This is a genomic window from Variovorax nivicola (genome assembly GCF_051216475.1).
Classification (GTDB): Bacteria; Pseudomonadota; Gammaproteobacteria; order Burkholderiales; family Burkholderiaceae_C; genus Variovorax.
The window spans coordinates 78,935-96,728 of record NZ_JBPJZK010000011.1; the positions used below are offsets into that span (position 1 = coordinate 78,935).

General features: G+C 66.2%; 14 protein-coding genes. 3 read left to right on the forward strand and 11 right to left on the reverse strand.

What is annotated here, in order from left to right; genetic code table 11:
• Positions 1–16 precede the first annotated feature (16 nt).
• Positions 17–3,013 (reverse strand): type VI secretion system Vgr family protein, encoded by a 2,997-nt coding sequence (locus tag ACSFBF_RS31010; RefSeq protein ID WP_435473750.1) that lies wholly within the window; start codon positions 3,011–3,013, stop codon positions 17–19.
• Positions 3,014–3,293: 280 nt separating this feature from the next.
• Between ACSFBF_RS31010 and aspT (ACSFBF_RS31015) the strand changes: the two genes are divergently transcribed.
• From aspT (ACSFBF_RS31015) to ACSFBF_RS31025, 3 genes are read left to right on the forward strand one after another with little or no spacing between them, the layout of a single operon-like run.
• Positions 3,294–4,985 carry an aspartate-alanine antiporter gene (gene aspT, locus ACSFBF_RS31015; RefSeq protein ID WP_435473931.1) on the forward strand — a complete coding sequence of 564 codons (1,692 nt, stop codon included), beginning with the start codon at positions 3,294–3,296 and terminating at the stop codon, positions 4,983–4,985.
• A gap of 38 nt (positions 4,986–5,023) precedes the next feature.
• Positions 5,024–6,712 carry an aspartate-alanine antiporter gene (aspT, locus tag ACSFBF_RS31020; RefSeq protein ID WP_435473752.1) on the forward strand — a complete coding sequence of 563 codons (1,689 nt, stop codon included), beginning with the start codon at positions 5,024–5,026 and terminating at the stop codon, positions 6,710–6,712.
• A gap of 45 nt (positions 6,713–6,757) precedes the next feature.
• Complete coding sequence (locus tag ACSFBF_RS31025; protein WP_435473756.1) at positions 6,758–8,395, forward strand: bifunctional aspartate transaminase/aspartate 4-decarboxylase; 1,638 nt, start codon at positions 6,758–6,760, stop codon at positions 8,393–8,395.
• A gap of 32 nt (positions 8,396–8,427) precedes the next feature.
• Here ACSFBF_RS31025 and ACSFBF_RS31030 read toward each other — a convergent pair whose 3' ends face one another.
• From ACSFBF_RS31030 to ACSFBF_RS31075, 10 genes are all read right to left on the reverse strand, one after another.
• A complete protein-coding gene (locus tag ACSFBF_RS31030; RefSeq protein ID WP_435473758.1) occupies positions 8,428–10,629 on the reverse strand; it encodes a LamG-like jellyroll fold domain-containing protein in 2,202 nt (733 codons plus the stop codon).
• 89 nt (positions 10,630–10,718) lie between these two features.
• The gene (locus ACSFBF_RS31035) at positions 10,719–11,873 is read right to left on the reverse strand and encodes an MFS transporter (protein ID WP_435473760.1); all 1,155 of its coding nucleotides are present in this window, start codon (positions 11,871–11,873) and stop codon (positions 10,719–10,721) included.
• 38 nt (positions 11,874–11,911) lie between these two features.
• Positions 11,912–13,024, reverse strand: a complete 1,113-nt coding sequence (aroC, locus tag ACSFBF_RS31040) for a chorismate synthase (RefSeq protein ID WP_435473762.1) — start codon at positions 13,022–13,024, stop codon at positions 11,912–11,914.
• Positions 13,025–13,056: 32 nt separating this feature from the next.
• Positions 13,057–13,242, reverse strand: coding sequence for a hypothetical protein (locus ACSFBF_RS31045; protein WP_093050601.1), 186 nt, complete (start codon positions 13,240–13,242; stop codon positions 13,057–13,059).
• Positions 13,243–13,289: 47 nt separating this feature from the next.
• Positions 13,290–14,864, reverse strand: coding sequence for an MFS transporter (locus ACSFBF_RS31050; RefSeq protein ID WP_435473765.1), 1,575 nt, complete (start codon positions 14,862–14,864; stop codon positions 13,290–13,292).
• Positions 14,861–15,241 (reverse strand): YciI family protein, encoded by a 381-nt coding sequence (locus tag ACSFBF_RS31055; protein ID WP_435473767.1) that lies wholly within the window; start codon positions 15,239–15,241, stop codon positions 14,861–14,863. The genes ACSFBF_RS31050 and ACSFBF_RS31055 overlap by 4 nt, the downstream gene beginning before the upstream one ends.
• A complete protein-coding gene (locus ACSFBF_RS31060; RefSeq protein WP_435473769.1) occupies positions 15,238–15,600 on the reverse strand; it encodes a YciI family protein in 363 nt (120 codons plus the stop codon). Before ACSFBF_RS31060 ends, ACSFBF_RS31055 begins: the two co-directional genes overlap by 4 nt.
• Before the next feature lie 85 nt (positions 15,601–15,685).
• Positions 15,686–16,945 (reverse strand): RNA polymerase sigma factor, encoded by a 1,260-nt coding sequence (locus ACSFBF_RS31065; protein ID WP_435473771.1) that lies wholly within the window; start codon positions 16,943–16,945, stop codon positions 15,686–15,688.
• A gap of 1 nt (position 16,946) precedes the next feature.
• Complete coding sequence (locus ACSFBF_RS31070) at positions 16,947–17,411, reverse strand: SRPBCC family protein (RefSeq protein ID WP_435473773.1); 465 nt, start codon at positions 17,409–17,411, stop codon at positions 16,947–16,949.
• On the reverse strand, positions 17,297–17,758 hold the full coding sequence (locus ACSFBF_RS31075) for an ArsR/SmtB family transcription factor (protein ID WP_435473775.1): 462 nt from the start codon (positions 17,756–17,758) through the stop codon (positions 17,297–17,299). The genes ACSFBF_RS31070 and ACSFBF_RS31075 overlap by 115 nt, the downstream gene beginning before the upstream one ends.
• Between the last annotated feature and the right edge of the window lie 36 nt (positions 17,759–17,794).

Genomic DNA, 17,794 nt, shown 5'->3' on the forward strand with positions numbered 1-17,794 from the left:
GGCGCGCCGCGGCGGGTCAGCCCATGAAGCCGGGTGTTCGGCCTGTAGCTGCGGGGTTGGCGGCAATCGTTGCAATGCCCGGCTTCATGCCGCCCGAAGCCATGCCGCTCATCACGCCGGTGATCGGCGCACCCATCGGCCCCAGCTTGGCGCCGGCCGCCTGGATCGCCATGCCGGTTGCTGCCTGGCTCGCCTGACCGAGCAGCGCCTTGGCGCCGCCCTGCTGAACGGCTTGCGCTGCACCCACAGCCTGCTGCGCAATGCCGGCCGCCTGGGTGACCTGGCCCAGCGTGCTCGCGGCCTTGCTGCCCATGCCCGCGACACCGGCGAGCGCGCCCGCGGCACCGCCTGCCGAACCGGCCATGCCCGCAAAGCCGCTGGTCAAGCCCGAAAGCCCCGATACGCCGCCACCGGCCCCCTCGGCACCTGCGCCCGTCGCGCCCTTTGCCTTCCAGTCCTTGGGCGTGCCGAAATAGCTCCCCTCCTCCCACGGGTCGCGGGGGTCCTTGCCGAATGTGACCTTGGCGGTGCCGATGGGCAGGCCCGAGACGGTCGCGAACCCGTTGCGGTCGAAGGTGCCGGCGTGCGTGCCGCCTTCCGCATCGACCACGGTGAAGTCGCCCTGCGCCACGCCCTGGCGCTTTTCGCCAGTCGGCTTGATGTACTGGTGGTACAGGTCGAGCTGCCCCTTCGGCACCTGCGGCGGATTGGGCAGCGCAGGCTTGCCCTCGTTGGCGGGCCCGACGAGGCTGTGTACCGATGCATGCTCGCGCCAGATGCCGGAAGTGCCGTGCTCGATCCCGCCTGAACTCCAGCGGCTGTAGCTCGAGCCCCCGTTGATCACCACTTCTTCCTTCGCGTGGATGGTGATCTTGTTGGCGGTCTGCGTGATGTTGAGCTTGGCCAGCACGTTGACGCTGTCCTTCAGCGCCTTTATGTCGATGTCTGCACCGGCCGCCACGAGCCGCATGCCGGCCTTGGAGGCGAACATTCGGATCGCGCTCTGCACGCTCACCAGCAGGCTCTTGCCCGCGCTCACGCTCGTATGGCCGCCGCTGGTGAGCGCACTGTGCTCGTTGCTCACGATGTGGGTCGAGCCCTGCGCCACGGTCTGCAGGCCCTTGGCGCTGGCCAGCGTCAGGTGCGATTCCTGGAACTCCGGAAAGTCGCCCTGCTCGCGATTGCCGCCCTGCCCCTTGATGGCGTCGTTCTGCTCCTTGAGGCTCGTGGTGACCTCGTCCTGGTCGCCGGCCTCATGGGCCTGCGCGCCTTGCGCCACTCCGCTCAGGCCTTCATGCAGATCGCGCGCCTGTGTGAGACGCCCTACCGTCTCGCTCATGTCGGTGATGTGCGCCTGCGCATTCGGGCGCGCTTCGGTGGAGACCAGCAGCCCCTTGCCCGCGCGCATCACCCCATGCCCATCCGTGCGCAACTCGAAGCCCTGCCCCCGGGCGTCCTTGCGCCCCGCCGTGTCCTCGATGCGCCCGATGTGCCCCACGCTCAGCTGGCTGGCCTGGTGATCGCTGCGCAACTGCGCCTGGATCTTGCCCTGCGTATCGTCGAGCACGATGTGGTTGCTGCGCCCACCGCCGAGCTCGCGGCTCCTGATGCCCGACAGGTGCTTCTGTTCAGGCAACTGCCACGCCGGCATGGTGTCGGCGTTGTGCACGCAGCCCGTGACGATCGGGTAGTCGGGGTCGCCGTTGAGGAAGTCGACGATCACCTCCATGCCGATGCGCGGCACGGAGATCATGCCGAAGGTGGCGCCCGCCCACGCAGTGGATACGCGCACCCAGCAGCTGGAGTGTTCGTTCTCCTTCCCGATGCGGTCCCACTGGAACTGCACCTTGATGCGCCCGTACTGGTCGGTCCAGATCTGCTCGCCCTGCGGGCCCACCACCAGTGCGGTTTGCGGACCGCGCGTGCGCGGCTTGGCCGTGGTGCGCTGCGGGCGCCAGGCGTAGCTGGTGGGCTGCGCGTCGAAGGCGAAGCGCTGCACGGAGCCTTCAGTACCTTCTGCACCTTCGCTGGCCTGCAGGTTCTCCTGCAGGTGGTAGCTCACACCCACGAGCAGGTACTGCTGGTTCTGGTCGGCCTTGGGGTGGCCGGTCAGGCGCAGGGTGTGGCCGGTGGCGAGTTCGCGCAGGTTGGCGCGGCCAGTGACGCGGCTGCGCTGGCTCAGTTGCTCCTCGTTGCGGATGCGCGCGTAGGTCTCGCCGTCGCCGTGCTGCACGAAGCCGCCGGGCCATTCGTACTGTTCGTAGGCGTCGTGGTCGTGCCCGGGCGGCATCTGGCGCAGGTGCGACAGCTCGGCCTTGGGCTTCTGGAAGTCGTAGTCGTCGTTGTAGTGGTGACCCGAGCGCACTTCCTCCGCAATCTCCCATGCGTAGATGCGCTCGCGCTGGCCCATGCCGGACTTCTCCAGCGGGTGGTAGCGCACCTCTTCCCCGCCGGGCAGCGGGCTGTGCGAGTGGGCGATGTCGTCGGCGAACACGAGCACGTGCTGCGACGCCTCGTGCCTGAAGTGGTAGTAGATGCCTTCGAGCTCGCACAGGCGCGAGATGAAGTCGAAGTCGCTCTCGTGGTATTGCACGCAGTAGTCCCACTGCCGGTAGTCACTGCGCGTGAGCTTCTTCTCGATGGGGTAGCCGTAGCTGCCGAGCACTTCCATGACGATGTCGGGCACGCTCTTGCCCTGGAAGATGCGGAAGTCGCTGCGCCGCGTGGCCAGCCACAGCCAGGGGCGCAGGCGCATCCGATAGAAGGAGTGCCGCGCATCTTCCTGCTCCAGGCCGAAGCGCGTGGCGATGCCGCTCAGATAGCGCACGCCGCCTTCGGTTTCCACCGACACGGTGGTGGCCTTGCCCAACAGGGTCTTGGGGTCGATGTTGTTGCTGTTGCCCAGCAACTCGATGTCGAAGGCGTACAGCTGGCTCAGCGCTTCGCGGCCTACCAACTGGCGGAACTGCAACGCATCGGCTGCCGGCGTCTGGATCGTTACTCGGCGCGTCATTGCAACGCCCCGTCAGTTCTGTAGCCCCAATTAATTAATAAAGACTTAACCAATAAGAATATTGTTTTACCAATGAGCTTCATGCCCACCTCCCGCTGCACATTTTGACAATTATTTTAAATGTTGATTTATCGTAAGAAGCAATGCGAAAAATAGATGACCAATTAAATCAGCATAAAGTTTGCCCCTCTGCGGCTGCCAGTGCAGAAAGTCACGTGGAGGAGCGTTACGTGAATTACGTCCGAATCAATTACCGTGCCAGAAAGAGGATCGGGCCGTGATGGATGAGTTGGTCGGAATACTGAGAAGCCAACCCGAGATCGCACTATTCCTGGTGCTCGCCATTGGCTATGCGGTGGGCCAGATCCGCTTCGGCCCCATCCAGCTTGGCGGCATCTGCGGCACATTGATTGCCGCCCTCGTCGTCGGCCAGCTTGGCATCCATCTCGACGACAGCGTGAAGAACGTGTTCTTCATGCTTTTCATCTTTGCGCTCGGCTATGCGGGCGGTCCACAGTTCTTTGCCAACCTCGATGCCAAGGGCCTGCGGCTCGGGCTGCTGTGCCTGGTCGAAGTAGTGGTCGTTCTGGCGCTGGTGTTGCTCGCCACCGTCTTCCTCTCACTCGATCAGGGCACGGCCGCGGGCCTGATGGCCGGCGCGGCCACCGAATCGGCCGTAGTGGGCACGGCCACCGATGCAATCTCCAAGCTCGCACTGCCACTGGCCGACATTCGGCAACTGCAGGCCAACGTGGTCACGGCCTACTCCATCACCTACGTCTTTGGGCTGATCGCGATCGTGGTCGCCACGAGCCAGATTTTTCCACTGCTGCTGCGCGTCGACCTGCGCGTGGAGGCCGACAAGCTTTGGAAGACGATGGGCGGTGGCGGCGACGACCCCGACGCAGCCAGCGCCACGCCCGAGATGATCGGCCGAGTGTTCCTGGTCACCGTGGGCCGTGGGCGCACCGTCGGCGAGCTGACGGCGATCTTCGGCGGCCACGCCAGCATCGAACGGGTCATGCGACGCGGGCAGAGCCTGGCCGTGGAACCCACGCTGCGGCTGCAGGCCTTCGACCAAGTGCTGGCCATCGGACGGCGCAGCGTGCTGGTGAACGTGGCCGAGTTGCTGGGTCGCGAGTTCGCCAACACCACAGCCTTCGACACCGTCGTGGAAACCACCGAGGTCGTGGTCAACCAGCGCGAATGGTTCGACCGCGAACTGCACGAGCTGCAGGGCGCGCCGCTTCCGCCCGGCGTGCAGATCGTCGGCCTGACACGCGACGGCAACGCCATGCCGCTGCTGCACGACGTAAAGCTGCAGCGCGGCGACGTGCTCAAGCTCTACGGGCCGGTGCTCGACGTGGCGCGGACGCTGCCGCTGATCGGCGACCGCGTCGTCGAATCCACGCACAGCAACATCAGCTATGCGGCCATGGGCATCCTGCTGGGCGTGTTCATCGGCAGCTTCAGCGTCAAGCTCGGTGGCATTCCGTTCTCGCTGGGCACGGGCGGCGGCGCGCTGCTCACGGGCTTGGTCTTCGGCTGGTACCAGTCGAAGAACCCGCACCGACTGAGCGTGCCGCCCGAAGCGCTGGCGCTGATGAAAGACCTGGGCCTGGCCACGTTCATCGCCTGCGTCGGCCTCGCATCGGGGCCGCAGGCGCTGGCGCTCGTCAAGAAGTTCGGCATTGCGCTACCGCTGGTCGGCGTGGCCGTCGCGGTGGTGCCGGCCAGCATTTCGCTGTTCATCGGCCACCGGTTGCTCAAGCTCGAGGCGCCCGTGCTGCTCGGCGCCATCGCGGGCCAGCAGTGCAGCACGCCGGCACTCAGCGCGGTGCAGAACGCCGCGGGCAATGCCACGCCGCTGCTGGGCTACACGATCACCTATGCAATTTCGAACGTGGTGCTGCCGCTGATGGGCCCGCTCATCGTGGCACTGGCCGGGCTGGTCGCGCACGCGGCGAAATGAACTCCAACGACATCGGCAAACCGAAAGGACCCTGACTCATGGAATGGCTGCACGAACTCTTCAAGAAGTCGCCCGAGATGGCGCTCTTTCTCTCGCTGGCGGTCGGTTACTGGATCGGCAAGATCAAGTTCGGCAAGTTCCAGCTCGGCGGCGTGGCCGGCTCGCTGCTGGTGGCGGTGATCGTGAGCCAGGTCGGCGTGCAGGTCGACGCCGGCGTGAAGGCAGTGCTGTTCGCGCTCTTCATCTACGCGGTGGGCTTCGAAAGCGGGCCGCAGTTCTTCAGCTCGCTCGGCAAGCAGTCGGTGAAGGAAATCATCCTGGCCGCAGTAATGGCGGCCACCGGTCTGGCAACGGTGGTAGTCATGGCCAAGCTGTGCGGGCTCGACAAGGGCTTGGCTGCAGGCGTGGCTGCGGGCGGCCTCACGCAGTCGGCCATCATCGGCACAGCGGGTGATGCCATCGGCAAGCTCGGGCTCGAGGCCGCCGAAACCGCGCGGCTGCAGGCCAACGTGGCCATCGGCTATGCGGTGACCTACGTGTTCGGCTCCTTCGGCGCGATCATCGTGTGCGTCAACATCCTGCCGAAGTTCATGGGTCGCACCATCCGCGACGACGCCATCTCGGCCGAGACCGCCATGCAGGCCGGCGTGAAGGTGCTCGGCCCCGACCAGGAAGAAGCGGCGCCCTCGCTGGTCGGCCGCATCTACGAACTCGTGGTCGACCCGAAGCGCACCGTCGCCGACATCGAGAATGCCAACCCGGCCACCACGATCACCATCGAGCGCGTGAAGCGCGACGGCAAGTTCGTCGAGGTGAGCCCCGAGCTCGTGCTGCATCAGGGCGACATCGTGCTGGCCGTCGGCCGACGCGACGCGGTAGTGGCCAGTGCGCCGCTGCTAGGCAAGGAGGTCTATGCGGTCGACGGCATGGAGCTCACCATGCAAAAGCGCGAGATCGTACTGACCAACAAGGAGTTCGACCGCAAGACGGTGGACGAGATCCGCAAGCTCACGGCCGGCGGCGTGCGCCACGGCATCTTCGTGGTGGAGCTGAGCCGCATGGGCAAAGTGCTGCCGATGAAGCCCGACACCGTGGTGCAGACCGGCGACCTGGTGTCGATCTTCGGTGCCGAGCAGGACGTGAAGCGCGTGGCGGCCATCGTCGGCGACGTGATCGTGCCGAGCGCGAAGACCGACTTCGTCTACCTCGGTGCGGGCCTGGTGGTGGGGCTGCTGATTGGCCTGCTGAGCGCGAAGATCGGCAACATCCCGCTGACGCTCGGCTCCGGCGGCGGCGCGCTGCTCTCGGGCTTGCTCTTCGGCTGGTACCGCGCCAAGCGCCAGACCTTCGGTGCGCTGCCGCCGAGCGCGGTGCAGCTGCTCAAAGACCTGGGCCTGGCGGGCTTCGTGGTGGTGGTGGGCCTGTCGTCGGGCCTGCAGGCGGTGCAGACCATCAAGCAGCTTGGCCTGACCATCTTCGGCGTGGGCGTGGTCGTCACCATCGTGCCGATGCTGCTGACGATGCTGTTCGGCCGCTATGTGCTGCGCTACGACAACACGGCCGTCTTCGCGGGTGCGTTGAGCGGCTCGCGCAGCGCCAACCCCGCATTCGGCGAGGTGCTCGGCAAGGCCGAGAACTCCATTCCCACCGTGCCCTTCGCCATCACCTATGCGCTGGCGAACGTGTTCCTCACGCTGCTCGGCCCGCTGATCGTCGCGCTTGTCTGAGCATCAATTCCTTCCTTTTCTCTTTTCTCAACCAAGGAGCATCCAATGGATCTAGGAGACGTGAAAAAACTGGCCGGGCTGAGTCCCTTCGAACTCAAGGATGCGCTGATCCAGGTCGCCAAGCAGAGCGACCGCCTCATGCTGAACGCCGGGCGCGGCAATCCGAACTTCCTGGCGACCACGCCGCGGCACGGCTTCTTCCAGTTCGGCCTGTTCGCGATGACCGAGAGCGAGCGCTCCTACATCTACATGGACCACGTGGGTGGCTTCCCTCAACGCGAGGGCATCGAAGCGCGCTTCGAGATCTTCACCAAGTCGCATGAAGGCGAGCCCGGCGTGCGCTTCATCGAGGCGGCCGTGTCGTACGTGCGCGACCAGTTGGGCCTGTCGGCGGGCGACTTCATCTACGAAATGTGCGAGGCCATCCTCGGCTGCAACTACCCCGTGCCCGACCGCATGCTGCGCCTGAGCGAGATCATCGTGGGCAAGTACATCCACAAGGAGATGATCGGCACGCACCCCTTCGTGGGCAAGTTCGACATGTACGCGGTGGAAGGCGGCACTGCCGCCATGACCTACCTCTTCAACAGCCTGCGCGAGAACCACGTGCTGTCGCCCGGCGACACCATCGCGCTGGGCATGCCGATCTTCACGCCCTACATCGAGATTCCGCACCTCAACGACTACCAGCTGATCGAGGCACTGATCGATGCGCCGTCAGAGAACAACTGGCAGTTCACCAAGAAGGAACTGCAGAAGCTGCTCGATCCGAAGGTCAAGGCCTTCTTCCTTTGCAACCCGAGCAACCCGCCGTCGGTGAAGATGAGCGACGAAGTGCTGGGCTACATCGCCGACATCGTGAAGCAGCGGCCCGACCTCATCATCCTCACGGACGACGTGTACGGCACCTTCGCCGACAACTTCCGCTCTCTGTTTGCGATCTGTCCGCGCAACACGATCCTGGTGTATTCGTTCTCCAAGTATTTCGGCGCGACCGGCTGGCGCATGGGCGTGGTGGCCACGCACGAAGACAACATCCTCGACCGCAAGATCGCGCAACTGCCCGAGGCGAAGCTGAAGGAGCTCGATGCGCGCTACAGCTCCATCACCACCGAGCCGCGCAAGCTGAAGTTCATCGACCGCCTGGTGGCCGACAGCCGCACCGTGGCGCTGAACCACACGGCCGGCCTCTCGACGCCGGTGCAGGCGCAGATGGTGATGTTCTCGCTGTTCTGCCTGATGGATGAGCCCGAGGTGTACAAGAAGTCGATGAAGCACATCGTCTCGCGCCGCAAGGAGGCCCTGTACCGCGAGCTGGGCCTGCCGCTGCAGGCCGACCCGAACTCGGTGAGCTACTACCACCTGCTCGACCTGCAGGACATCGCCACGCAGATGCATGGCGAGCGCTTCGGCAAGTGGATCTTGACGAAGCTGCAGCCCAACGAAGCCCTCTTCCGCATCGCAGAGGAGACCAGCATCGTGCTGCTGCCAGGCCGCGGCTTCGGCGGCAAGCACGCGTCGGGGCGCGTGTCGCTGGCCAACCTCAATGAATACGACTACGCGAACATCGGGAAGTCGCTACGCAAGTTGGCTTCGGAGTACTTTGCGGTGTTCGAGAAGGAGAACGGCAAGGGTGCGGCGAAGACGGCTGCGAAGGTGGGAAAGGCCGGCAAGAAGAAATAAATAGGCCGGCCGGCCTTTCCGCGCCAATGGGCTCAGGCCGGCTTGCGTGCCGTGAGCCACTGCGTCGGCGTCAATGCCGCCGCCACTACGCGTACCTCGCCGATGTTTCCGAAGAAGCCGTCGGCGCGGTTTCCGTTCCACGAGCCGCCGCCGACCACCCAGGGCGAGTCGGCCGAGAGCGTGGCCAGCCCTGGAGCGGCTGACGCGTTGCGCAGCACAGGTGCGCCTTCGACGTACATCGTGGTGTCATGCGACACCGGATCATTCACGATCGCGATGTGCACCCAGCGGTCTGCGATGACTTCGCCCGACCAATTGGTCTTGTACGTACGGCTACCCGTCTGGCTCGGCACCACTTCCCACTGCACTTCACGCAGGCTCGAAATGGCGAACAGCATCGGCGGTGACTCTGGGTCACCGCCCGAATAGCCGGCGAGGTCGCCCCGCTTGCCGTCGCGCGTCATGATGTTCATCCACGCTTGGTTGGCGCTGGTCCAGCTCTTGTCGATCTTGATGAAGGCTTCGATGGTGTAGCCGTTCTCCAGTGTCTGAGCGTTGATCGGAGCGGGCGGCGGGTCTATCTTGGTGAGAAAGTAGCTCATGCGCGGCGGCACGCCGTTCTTGTCTCTCATGGTGTTCAGGAAACGTACCGAGCCCGGCGCGGCCGAGAGATAGTGGCGGTCATCGGTCCACACGATGTCGCCATCGGCGGCGCTCGCCACACCGTTCTGGTTCAGTGCATCGCGGTGCAGCGGGTTGGTGCCCGTGACGTCGGCGATGACGGTACCCGGCAGCACGGGCTGGTTGACCGTACCACCGAAGAAGCGCCAGTGCGCCAGCGTGTTCGCCACCTTGGGGTAGTCGTCCGAATTCGCAGCAGGCCGCTGCACGACCGCGGCGGGGTCCTTGTAGTTGGCAAGGATCATCGCGCGAGCCTTGTCCACCAGCGAACTGTCGATGGTGGCGCTGCCGGTGCCGAAGCTCTTGTTGAAGCCCGCAAAGCGCTGCGCGAAATCCATGTCGATGGCGAAGGCCTCGTTGGGCGTGATGAGCACGGCCTGATCGAAGCTGTTGAGCGTGGCGGCTGGCTTCTGCGGCACCCACGGCGAGAACGACAGCACCTTGATCTTCTTGTTGGTCAGGTCGAACTCGTACAGGCGCATCAGGCCATTGCCACCCTGGTAGGCCATCTGGTAGTCGACCACCATCTCCTCGACCTTGCGGCCGAAGTCGTTGGTCTTCGTGAGGTGCGCGGCGCCGTGGTGGTGGCCGTTGAGCGTCATGAAGATCTGGTCGTTGTCGCGAATCAGCTTCTCCCAGAGCATCTTGCCGTAGTCGGTCTCGAGTGGGCTGGTGCCGTCGGGCGCGATGTTGAGCAACTGGTGATTCACCAGGATCACGGGCAGCGTCGGGTTCTTCGCGATCACCTGACGGGCCCAGGCAATGCCCGCGTCGGAGATGCGCCACGAGAGCGACAGCACCATGAACTTCTGGCCCTGCGCTTCGAACACGTGGTACTCGTGGAAGCCACTGGGGTCGCGCGCGCCGAAGGTGGCCTGCTTCTTCGCACGCTCCGTGCCGAACCATTGAATGTAGGGCTCGTTGGCGGGAGTGCGGTTGGCATCGGTACCACCAACGGGGTCAATGCTGTAGTCGACGTCACTCAGCACATCGTGATTGCCGGCCAGCACGCTGTAGGGCAACTTCGCGTCTTCGAGCACCTTCATGGCGGCATCGGCCACCTTCCACTGGTCCGGCTTGCCGACCTGGTCGACCACGTCGCCGAGGTGGATGGTGAAGGGAATGTTCAGCGCCTTGGCGTTGGCGGCGATCCACTTCGTCTGGGCAGCGAAGGGGGCGCTGCCGAAGCGCTTGTCGTACTGGTCGCTCTCGTCGGCGGTGGCATAGCGCGCGTAGAACTGGGTGTCGGGCATCACGGCCAGCGCGAAGCTGGAGATCTTGACTGCGGCTGCCGGTGGAGCGGGCGGCGGTGCCGGCGTGGGTGCCGGGGCAGGCAGCGGGCCGAGGGCAGGTGAACCGCCACCACCACCGCCGCAGGCCGCGAGCAAGGCACTGCTGCCGCCAACCGTCAGGAGCGAGGCACCGAGCTTGAGCATCTGCCGACGCGGCGCCGTGTTGCTGTTGTTGTCGTTGTTCTGTTCGGCAACGTTCGATTGGGCAGGCGAAGGGAGACGCGGCGTGCTGGCGCCGCGCGATTCGTCGGAAACGGACATGAGAAATTAGGAGAAAAGATTACGGAGTGCGCAGCGTAAAAATCCGAGGTGACGTGGGCATGTAAGGCCCATGACACTTCGTTTCCCCATCAGGCCCTGGCCGCGCGCTCCATCCGATCCAGCTTCACCACGCGCCAGGCACAAAGGCTGCCGAGCACCGCCAGCAGCGTCGCCGCTGTGAACATCGTGCGGTAGCCAAAAGCCTGCGCAACCGCGCCACCAAGCAGCACACCCAGCACGCCACCGAAGCCATAGCCGATCACCGTGAACAGCGCCTGCCCGCGCCCGCGCAGATGACCAGGGAAGCGACGCGACACCACCGCGATGCAAGTCGTGTGATGCGCCGCGAAGCTCAGCGCATGCAGCCACTGCGCCACGATGAGCGCCGCAATCCACCCGCCCAGCCCCGCTGTCAGCCCCAGCCGGGCGACGGCCGCGATGCCGCACACCAGCATCCAGCGCGGCATCGGCATCAGGCCGATGAGCCGGCCCTGCAGAAAGAACCACACAATCTCCGCCACCACCGACAGCGCCCACAGCAGGCCGATGGTGCTCTTGCTGTAGCCGATCGAGTCGAGGTACAGCGAGAAGAAGGCGTACACCGAGAAGTGCGACATCACCTGGAAGAACAGCGCCGCGAAGAACCACCGCACTGCCGGGTTGCGCAGCACCGGCCCGATGGGCTCCCTTACCGCGTCGTGCGCCGCGGGTGGCTCGCGCACGTCGGGCAGCTTCATCGTCGCGATCAGCACGATGGCCAGCGTGCCCGCGGCCCAGGCCGGAAAGTGCTTCATGCCGAAGCGCTCGAACCACTCGCCCGCCACGAACACCGTGAGCAAAAAGCCGGCCGAGCCGCACAGCCGGATGCGCCCATAGCGCCCCCAGTCGCCGGCCACCAGCTGCGCCATGGCGGCCTCGGTGAGCGACATCATCGAGCTGGTATGGGTGAACATCACGAGCAGCACCAGCGCGAGCCACCATGCGCCGCCGTGCCACCACAGCCCGAAGGAGCTGATCAGCGCCACCGCCGCGCTGAAGCGCAGCAGCTTCACGCGCTGCCCCGTGTGGTCGCTGAGCGCACCCCAGGCATAGGGCGCGAACACCCGCGTGATCGACTGCACCGAAGCCAGCAGGCTGATGGTGAAGATCGGCAGCCCCAAATCTTTGAGCCACAGGGGCAGGTACGGATTGAAGAACCCGATGTGCGCGAAATAGCTGGCCGACAGACCAGCGAATGCCAGCATGTGACCGCGCCCGGCGGCCACTGGTGGCGGGGCGGACACTACAGGAAGGACGCCTGCGGCGACGCGGCCTCTGTCTTGCTGGCTTGGGCCTGCACATCGCCGCACTGCGCGCGGTTGCGCAGCACGTGCTCCATGACCACCAACGCCAGCATGGCCTCGGCGATGGGCGTCGCGCGGATGCCGACGCAGGGGTCGTGGCGGCCCTTGGTGACGACTTCGACGGGGTTGTTGTTGATGTCGATGGACTGGCGCGGGCTGATGATCGAGCTGGTGGGCTTGATCGCGATGCTCACCTCGAGGTCTTGCCCCGAGCTGATGCCGCCGAGGATGCCGCCCGCGTTGTTCGTGACGAAGCCGGTGGGCGTAATCGAGTCGCCGTGCGTGGTGCCGCGTTGCGTAACGCTGTCCCAGCCAGCACCGATCTCGACCGCCTTCACCGCGTTGATGCCCATCATCGCGTAGGCGATCTCGGCATCGAGCTTGTCGAACAGCGGCTCGCCGAGGCCGATCGGCACGTTGGTGGCAGTCACTCGGATGCGCGCGCCGCACGAATCGCCGGCCTTGCGCAGACGGTCCATGTAGTCTTCCAGCGCGCTCACGTCGGCGATGGGGGCGAAGAAGGGGTTGTTGGGCACGTGCTCCCAGCTCTCGAACGGAATGGCGATTTCGCCGATCTGCGTCATGCAGCCGCGGAACACCATGCCGTACTTCTCGGCCAGCCACTTCTTGGCGACCGCACCGGCCGCGACCATGGGGGCAGTCAGCCGTGCCGAAGAGCGCCCGCCGCCGCGCGGGTCGCGAATGCCGTATTTCTTCCAGTAGGTGAAGTCGGCGTGGCCGGGGCGGAACTGCTGGGCGATCTGCCCGTAGTCCTTGCTGCGCTGGTCGGTGTTCTGGATCAGCAGCGCAATGGGGGTGCCGGTGGTCTTGCCTTCGTACACGCCGGACAGGATCTGCACCGCGTCGGGCTCGTTGCGCTGGGTAACGTGGCGGCTGGTGCCGGGGCGCCGGCGGTCGAGGTCGCCCTGGATGTCGGCCTCGCTGAGTTCCATGCCCGGGGGGCAGCCGTCGATGACGCAGCCGATGGCCGGGCCATGCGACTCGCCGAAATTGGTGACCGCGAAGAGTGTTCCGAAGGTGTTGCCGCTCATGACGGGGATTATCCCTACAAAGCGGCCGCCCCTCAGTCGGTCGTGTTTTCCAGGCGCTTGGTCAGCGCGCCCACCTGCAGCTCGATGGAGAACAATCGTTCGTTCAGCACCGCCGTCTGGAGCCGGATTGCCTCGATGATGGCCTTGGTCTGCGGGTCGGGGGCGTTTTCGCAGAGTTCGGCCAGGTCATGCAGCTTCTTGCGCAGTTCGTTGCTCATGGAAGGCTCCGGTGATCGCGTCGTGGAAGCCCCAGTATGGGGTTTCGTCAACGCTCCGGCAATGCGGCGGCACCCGGGGTTTCGGGTGCTACCGCCCCTCCCGCCCCACGCAGCCGCACGGCCACCAGCCCGCCCACGAACAGCAGCACCGCCGCGCAGATGCCGGCCGTGAGGCGCAGGCCGTGCAGCAGGGCCTCGCGGCCCGCGTCGAGCAACTCTGCGCCTGCGCTCCCGCCGAGTTGCCCGGCCAGCACGAACGCGCCGCCCAGCGTGCTGCGGGCGGCTTCCACCTCGGCCGGGCCCGCAAGGCCCATCGGCACGGCATCGGCCATGGCGTTGCGGTAGATGGCTGCGCCGATGCTGCCAAGGATCGCGATGCCCAGCGCACCGCCGAACTCCGAGCTGGTCTCGGAGATTGCCGAGGCCACCCCCGCGCGCTCCGGTGGCGCGCTGCCCACCACCAGGTCGGTCGCCAGCGTGAACACCGGCGCCAGCCCGAGCGAGGAGATGACCGCGCTGCTCACCATCCAGGCCAGCCCGTCCTGCGCGGGCAGCACGGCCAGCATGCCAAAGCCCAGCGCCGCCACCGCCAGCCCGCCGCCCATCACGAAGGCCGGGCGCATGCGCCGCGCCAGCGCCGGCACGACCATCGAGCCGACGATGAAAGCGCCCGCGCCCGGCATGCTCCACAGGCCCGCATGCAACGGCGACAGGCCCAGCACCAGCTGCAGGTACTGGGCGTTGTACAGAAAGATGCCGAACATCACGAAGCAGGCCAGCATGTAGGCGCCGAGCGAAACACTGAAGGCCGGCAGGCTGAACAGCCGCAGGTCGATCATCGGGTCGGCCAGCCGCTTCTGCCGGCGCACGAACAGCGCCCCGAGCACCAGCCCGAGCACGATCGACAGCACCGGCATTGCATGCATGCCATGCTCCGCGATCTGCTTGACGCCGTAGATCACCGGCAGCACCGCACCCAGCGACAGCGCCACGCTGGCCAGGTCGAGCCGGGCCGCGTCGGGGTCACGATACTCGGGCAGCAGCAAGGGCCCGAGCACCAGCAGCAGCACCATTACCGGCACACCGATCAGGAACACCGAGCCCCACGGAAAGAACTGCAGCAGCACGCCGCCCAGCACCGGGCCGATGACGGCGCCCGCCGAGTAGCTCGAAATCCACACGCCGATGGCCACGGTGCGCTGCCCCGGGTCGAGGAACATGTTGCGTATCAGCGAGAGCGTGGACGGCGCCAGCGTTGCCCCCGCCACCCCGAGCAGCGCTCGGGTGGCGATGAGCATGTTGGCGCTGGTCGAGAACGCCGCCAGCACCGAAGCGATGCCGAACGCCCCCGCGCCAATCAGCAGCAGCCGACGCCGGCCGATGCGGTCGCCCAGCGTGCCCATGGTGACCAGCAGGCCCGCCACGAAGAAGCCGTAGATGTCGACGATCCAGAGCAGCTGCGAGGCTGTGGGCTTGAGGTCTTCGCTGATCGACGGGATCGCGAGGTTCAGCACCGTGAGGTCCATCGAATAGAGCATGCACGGCAACGCGATGACCGCCAGGCCGGTCCATTCGCGCGCCGTGGCGCGGGCGGGTGGTGCTGCGTGGCGGACGAGGCTCATGCTTTCCGATCGTTGTTGTTGCTGCTGCAGGCGATGGACTTCACAGGCCGCACCTCGATGCTGCTGAAGCGCGCCGACGGAATGCCGGCTGCGAGCTGCAGCGCCTCTTCCTCGCTGTCGGCCTCGACCAGGTAGAAGCCGCCCAGCTGCTCACTGACTTCGGCGAAGGGGCCATCGGTGACGGAGAGCTTGCTGCGCCGCATGCGCACGACGGTTGCGGTGTCGGCGCCCTGCAGCGCCTCGGACGCGACGAGCTTGCCGTAGGCCCGCAGTTGTGCGTCGTAGTCGAGGTGTTCGTTCAGGTACATGTCCATTTCAAGGGGCGAGAGATGACGCGTCTGGTCATCGGTGCCGTAGATCATGCAGAGGTACCTCATACCGCCCTCCTTTCAAGGGTTTCTACAGGCCGGACTTCGATGGCGCCATAGCGCGCCATGGGAATGCGGCCCGCCAGCTGTATGGCCGCGTTGAGGTCGCGCGCCTCGATGAGGATGAAGCCGCCGAGCTGCTCGCGCGCCTCGGCGTACGGGCCGTCGACGTGGGAGCGCCTGCCGCCCCGCACCTGCACGACCTTGGCCCGCTTGACGGGTTCGAGCGCATTGGCGGCGATGAAGTGGTCGCCTCTGGCGAGCTCCTGGTCGTAGGCCATCGACTCGTCGCTGAGCGCCTGTAGCTCATCGGGCGGCATCCGGTCGATCACCGCTTCGTCGTAGTGAACGAGGCAGAGGTATTTCATGCGGGACTCCTTTGCGGATGGAATGTGGACACCACTGGTCGATTGGCGAGGCGGCAAATCGACAACAGCCACGGCCCGCCCGGACTTATTTTTTTGTTTCGGGCTGCAGAGCGGCCAATTGCCGCTCGAGAAACTGGCGCTCGGGCAGTTGGCGGGCAAGCGAGAGAGCGCGCTCGTAGGCTGCACGGGCCTCGCTATTGCGGCCGAGGCGGCGCAGCAGTTCGGCGCGTGCGCCATGGGCCAGGTGGTAGTCGGCCAGCTCGCCGCGCGCGAACAGCGCGTCGATCAACGCCAGCCCGGCCTCGGGCCCGTCGCGCATGGCGACAGCGGCCGCGCGGTTGAGTTCGGCCACGGGCGAGGGATCGAGACGCAGCAGCACGTCGTACAGGCCGACGATCTGCGGCCAGTCGGTGGCACCGGGACCTTTTGCTTCGGCATGCACCGCCGCAATGGCGGCCTGCAGCGTGTAGGGGCCGAAGCGGCGCGACAGCAACGCGCGCTCCACCAGCGCAGCGCCCTCCTCGATCTGGCCGCGGTGCCACAGGCCGCGGTCCTGCGCGTCGAGCAGCACGATGTCGCCCGCGGGCGAGGTGCGGGCCGCACGGCGCGAGTCGTGCAGCAGCATCAGCGCCAGCAGGCCAAGCACCTCAGCGTCGGGCAGCAGGCCGGCCAGCAGGCGGCCGAGCCGGATCGCCTCGGCCGAGAGGTCGGCGCGCGTGAGGCTGTCGCCCGACGAGGCGGCGTAGCCCTCGTTGAACACCAGGTACACCACGCGCAGCACCGCATCGAGCCGCTCGGGCAGTTCGGCCAGCGAAGGCACCTGGTAGGGAATGCGGGCGTCGCGGATGCGGGTCTTGGCACGCACGATGCGCTGGGCGATGGTCGGCGCGGGCACGAGAAAGGCGCGGGCGATTTCCTCGGTGGCCAGGCCGCAGACTTCGCGCAGCGTGAGCGCCACCTGCGCATCGGGCGCGAGCGCCGGATGGCAGCAGGTGAAGACGAGGCGCAGGCGGTCGTCTTCCAGGTCTTCGGCTTCGTCGTCGTCCCATGCGGGCGTGGGGTCGGCCAGTGCGGCAGTGTGCTCGGCCGCGTCATCCCAGGCCGTGAAGCGCGCCTGCCGCCGGATGCCGTCGATGGACTTGAAGCGGCCCGCCGACACCAGCCAGGCCCGCGGGTTCGCGGGCACGCCGTCGCGCGGCCATTGCTCCAGCGCGCAGCGGAAGGCGTCGTGCAGCGCCTCTTCGGCCAGGTCGAAATCGCCGAGCAGGCGCACCAGCGTGGCGAAGATGCGGCGCGCCTCGGTGCGGTAGATCGCGTCGACTGTGTCGGCGATGGAGGCGCTCATTTCAAGCCGTCAGGCTCAGCCAGCCTTCCAGCTTGACGAGCGCGCCGCTCCATCCGTGGTTGTGGCCATCGCGCGCCGCTTCGTCGAAGAACAGCTCGTGCAGCAGCACCAGTTCGCAGCCTTGTGCATCGGGCTCTATGCGCAGGGTGACGCGCGACTCGCGCTCTGGCGTGCTACGCCAGGCCCAGCTGAAGACCAGTTTTCGGTTCGGAACCACTTCGAGATACGTGCCGCTCACGTCGTGCGTTTCGCCGTCGTTGGCCAGCATGGCCACGCGGAAGCGGCCGCCCACGCGCAGGTCGACCTCGGCGATCGGCACCGAGACGATTTCCTCGGGCCCGAACCAGAGCTTCAGCGCTTGCGGGTCGGTCCACGCGCGCCAGACTTTGTCGGGCGCGACGCGGTAGTGCCGGCGGAGGGTGAGCGAGGGGCGCTCGACGGGGTCTCGGGCGGAAGGGTTCGCCATTCGGTCTCCTCCTGGTGATAGAGAAAGCGCGCCAATGCATCGAGGCGCCCGGTCCAGAATTTCTCGTAGCGCGACAGCCACACGGCAGCCTCCTGCATGGGCCGGGGCGACAGCTCGCAGCGCACGATGCGGCCCTCCTTCGTGCGAGAGATGAGGCCCGCGTCTTCGAGCACGCGCAGATGCTTCATGAAGCCGGTGAGCGACATGCCGTGCGGCTCGGCCAGCTCGGTCACGCTGAGGCTGCGCTCGCCCAGGGTTTCGAGCACTGCGCGCCGCGTGGAATCGGAGAGCGCGGCAAAGACTGCGTCGAGGGTGTTGGCGTCCGGATGGGCGATTGAGTGAACCATGTGGTTGAGTATCTGAGGCGTGCGCCAACGCGTCAA

What these genes read in the sequence shown, in the direction of transcription:
- ACSFBF_RS31010 (WP_435473750.1), bottom strand. Translation starts at nt 3,013, where the DNA reads ATGACGCGCCGAGTAACGATCCAGACGCCGGCAGCCGATGCGTTGCAG.
- aspT (WP_435473931.1), top strand. Translation starts at nt 3,294, where the DNA reads ATGGATGAGTTGGTCGGAATACTGAGAAGCCAACCCGAGATCGCACTA.
- aspT (WP_435473752.1), top strand. Translation starts at nt 5,024, where the DNA reads ATGGAATGGCTGCACGAACTCTTCAAGAAGTCGCCCGAGATGGCGCTC.
- ACSFBF_RS31025 (WP_435473756.1), top strand. Translation starts at nt 6,758, where the DNA reads ATGGATCTAGGAGACGTGAAAAAACTGGCCGGGCTGAGTCCCTTCGAA.
- ACSFBF_RS31030 (WP_435473758.1), bottom strand. Translation starts at nt 10,629, where the DNA reads ATGTCCGTTTCCGACGAATCGCGCGGCGCCAGCACGCCGCGTCTCCCT.
- ACSFBF_RS31035 (WP_435473760.1), bottom strand. Translation starts at nt 11,873, where the DNA reads ATGCTGGCATTCGCTGGTCTGTCGGCCAGCTATTTCGCGCACATCGGG.
- aroC (WP_435473762.1), bottom strand. Translation starts at nt 13,024, where the DNA reads ATGAGCGGCAACACCTTCGGAACACTCTTCGCGGTCACCAATTTCGGC.
- ACSFBF_RS31045 (WP_093050601.1), bottom strand. Translation starts at nt 13,242, where the DNA reads ATGAGCAACGAACTGCGCAAGAAGCTGCATGACCTGGCCGAACTCTGC.
- ACSFBF_RS31050 (WP_435473765.1), bottom strand. Translation starts at nt 14,864, where the DNA reads ATGAGCCTCGTCCGCCACGCAGCACCACCCGCCCGCGCCACGGCGCGC.
- ACSFBF_RS31055 (WP_435473767.1), bottom strand. Translation starts at nt 15,241, where the DNA reads ATGAGGTACCTCTGCATGATCTACGGCACCGATGACCAGACGCGTCAT.
- ACSFBF_RS31060 (WP_435473769.1), bottom strand. Translation starts at nt 15,600, where the DNA reads ATGAAATACCTCTGCCTCGTTCACTACGACGAAGCGGTGATCGACCGG.
- ACSFBF_RS31065 (WP_435473771.1), bottom strand. Translation starts at nt 16,945, where the DNA reads ATGAGCGCCTCCATCGCCGACACAGTCGACGCGATCTACCGCACCGAG.
- ACSFBF_RS31070 (WP_435473773.1), bottom strand. Translation starts at nt 17,411, where the DNA reads ATGGCGAACCCTTCCGCCCGAGACCCCGTCGAGCGCCCCTCGCTCACC.
- ACSFBF_RS31075 (WP_435473775.1), bottom strand. Translation starts at nt 17,758, where the DNA reads ATGGTTCACTCAATCGCCCATCCGGACGCCAACACCCTCGACGCAGTC.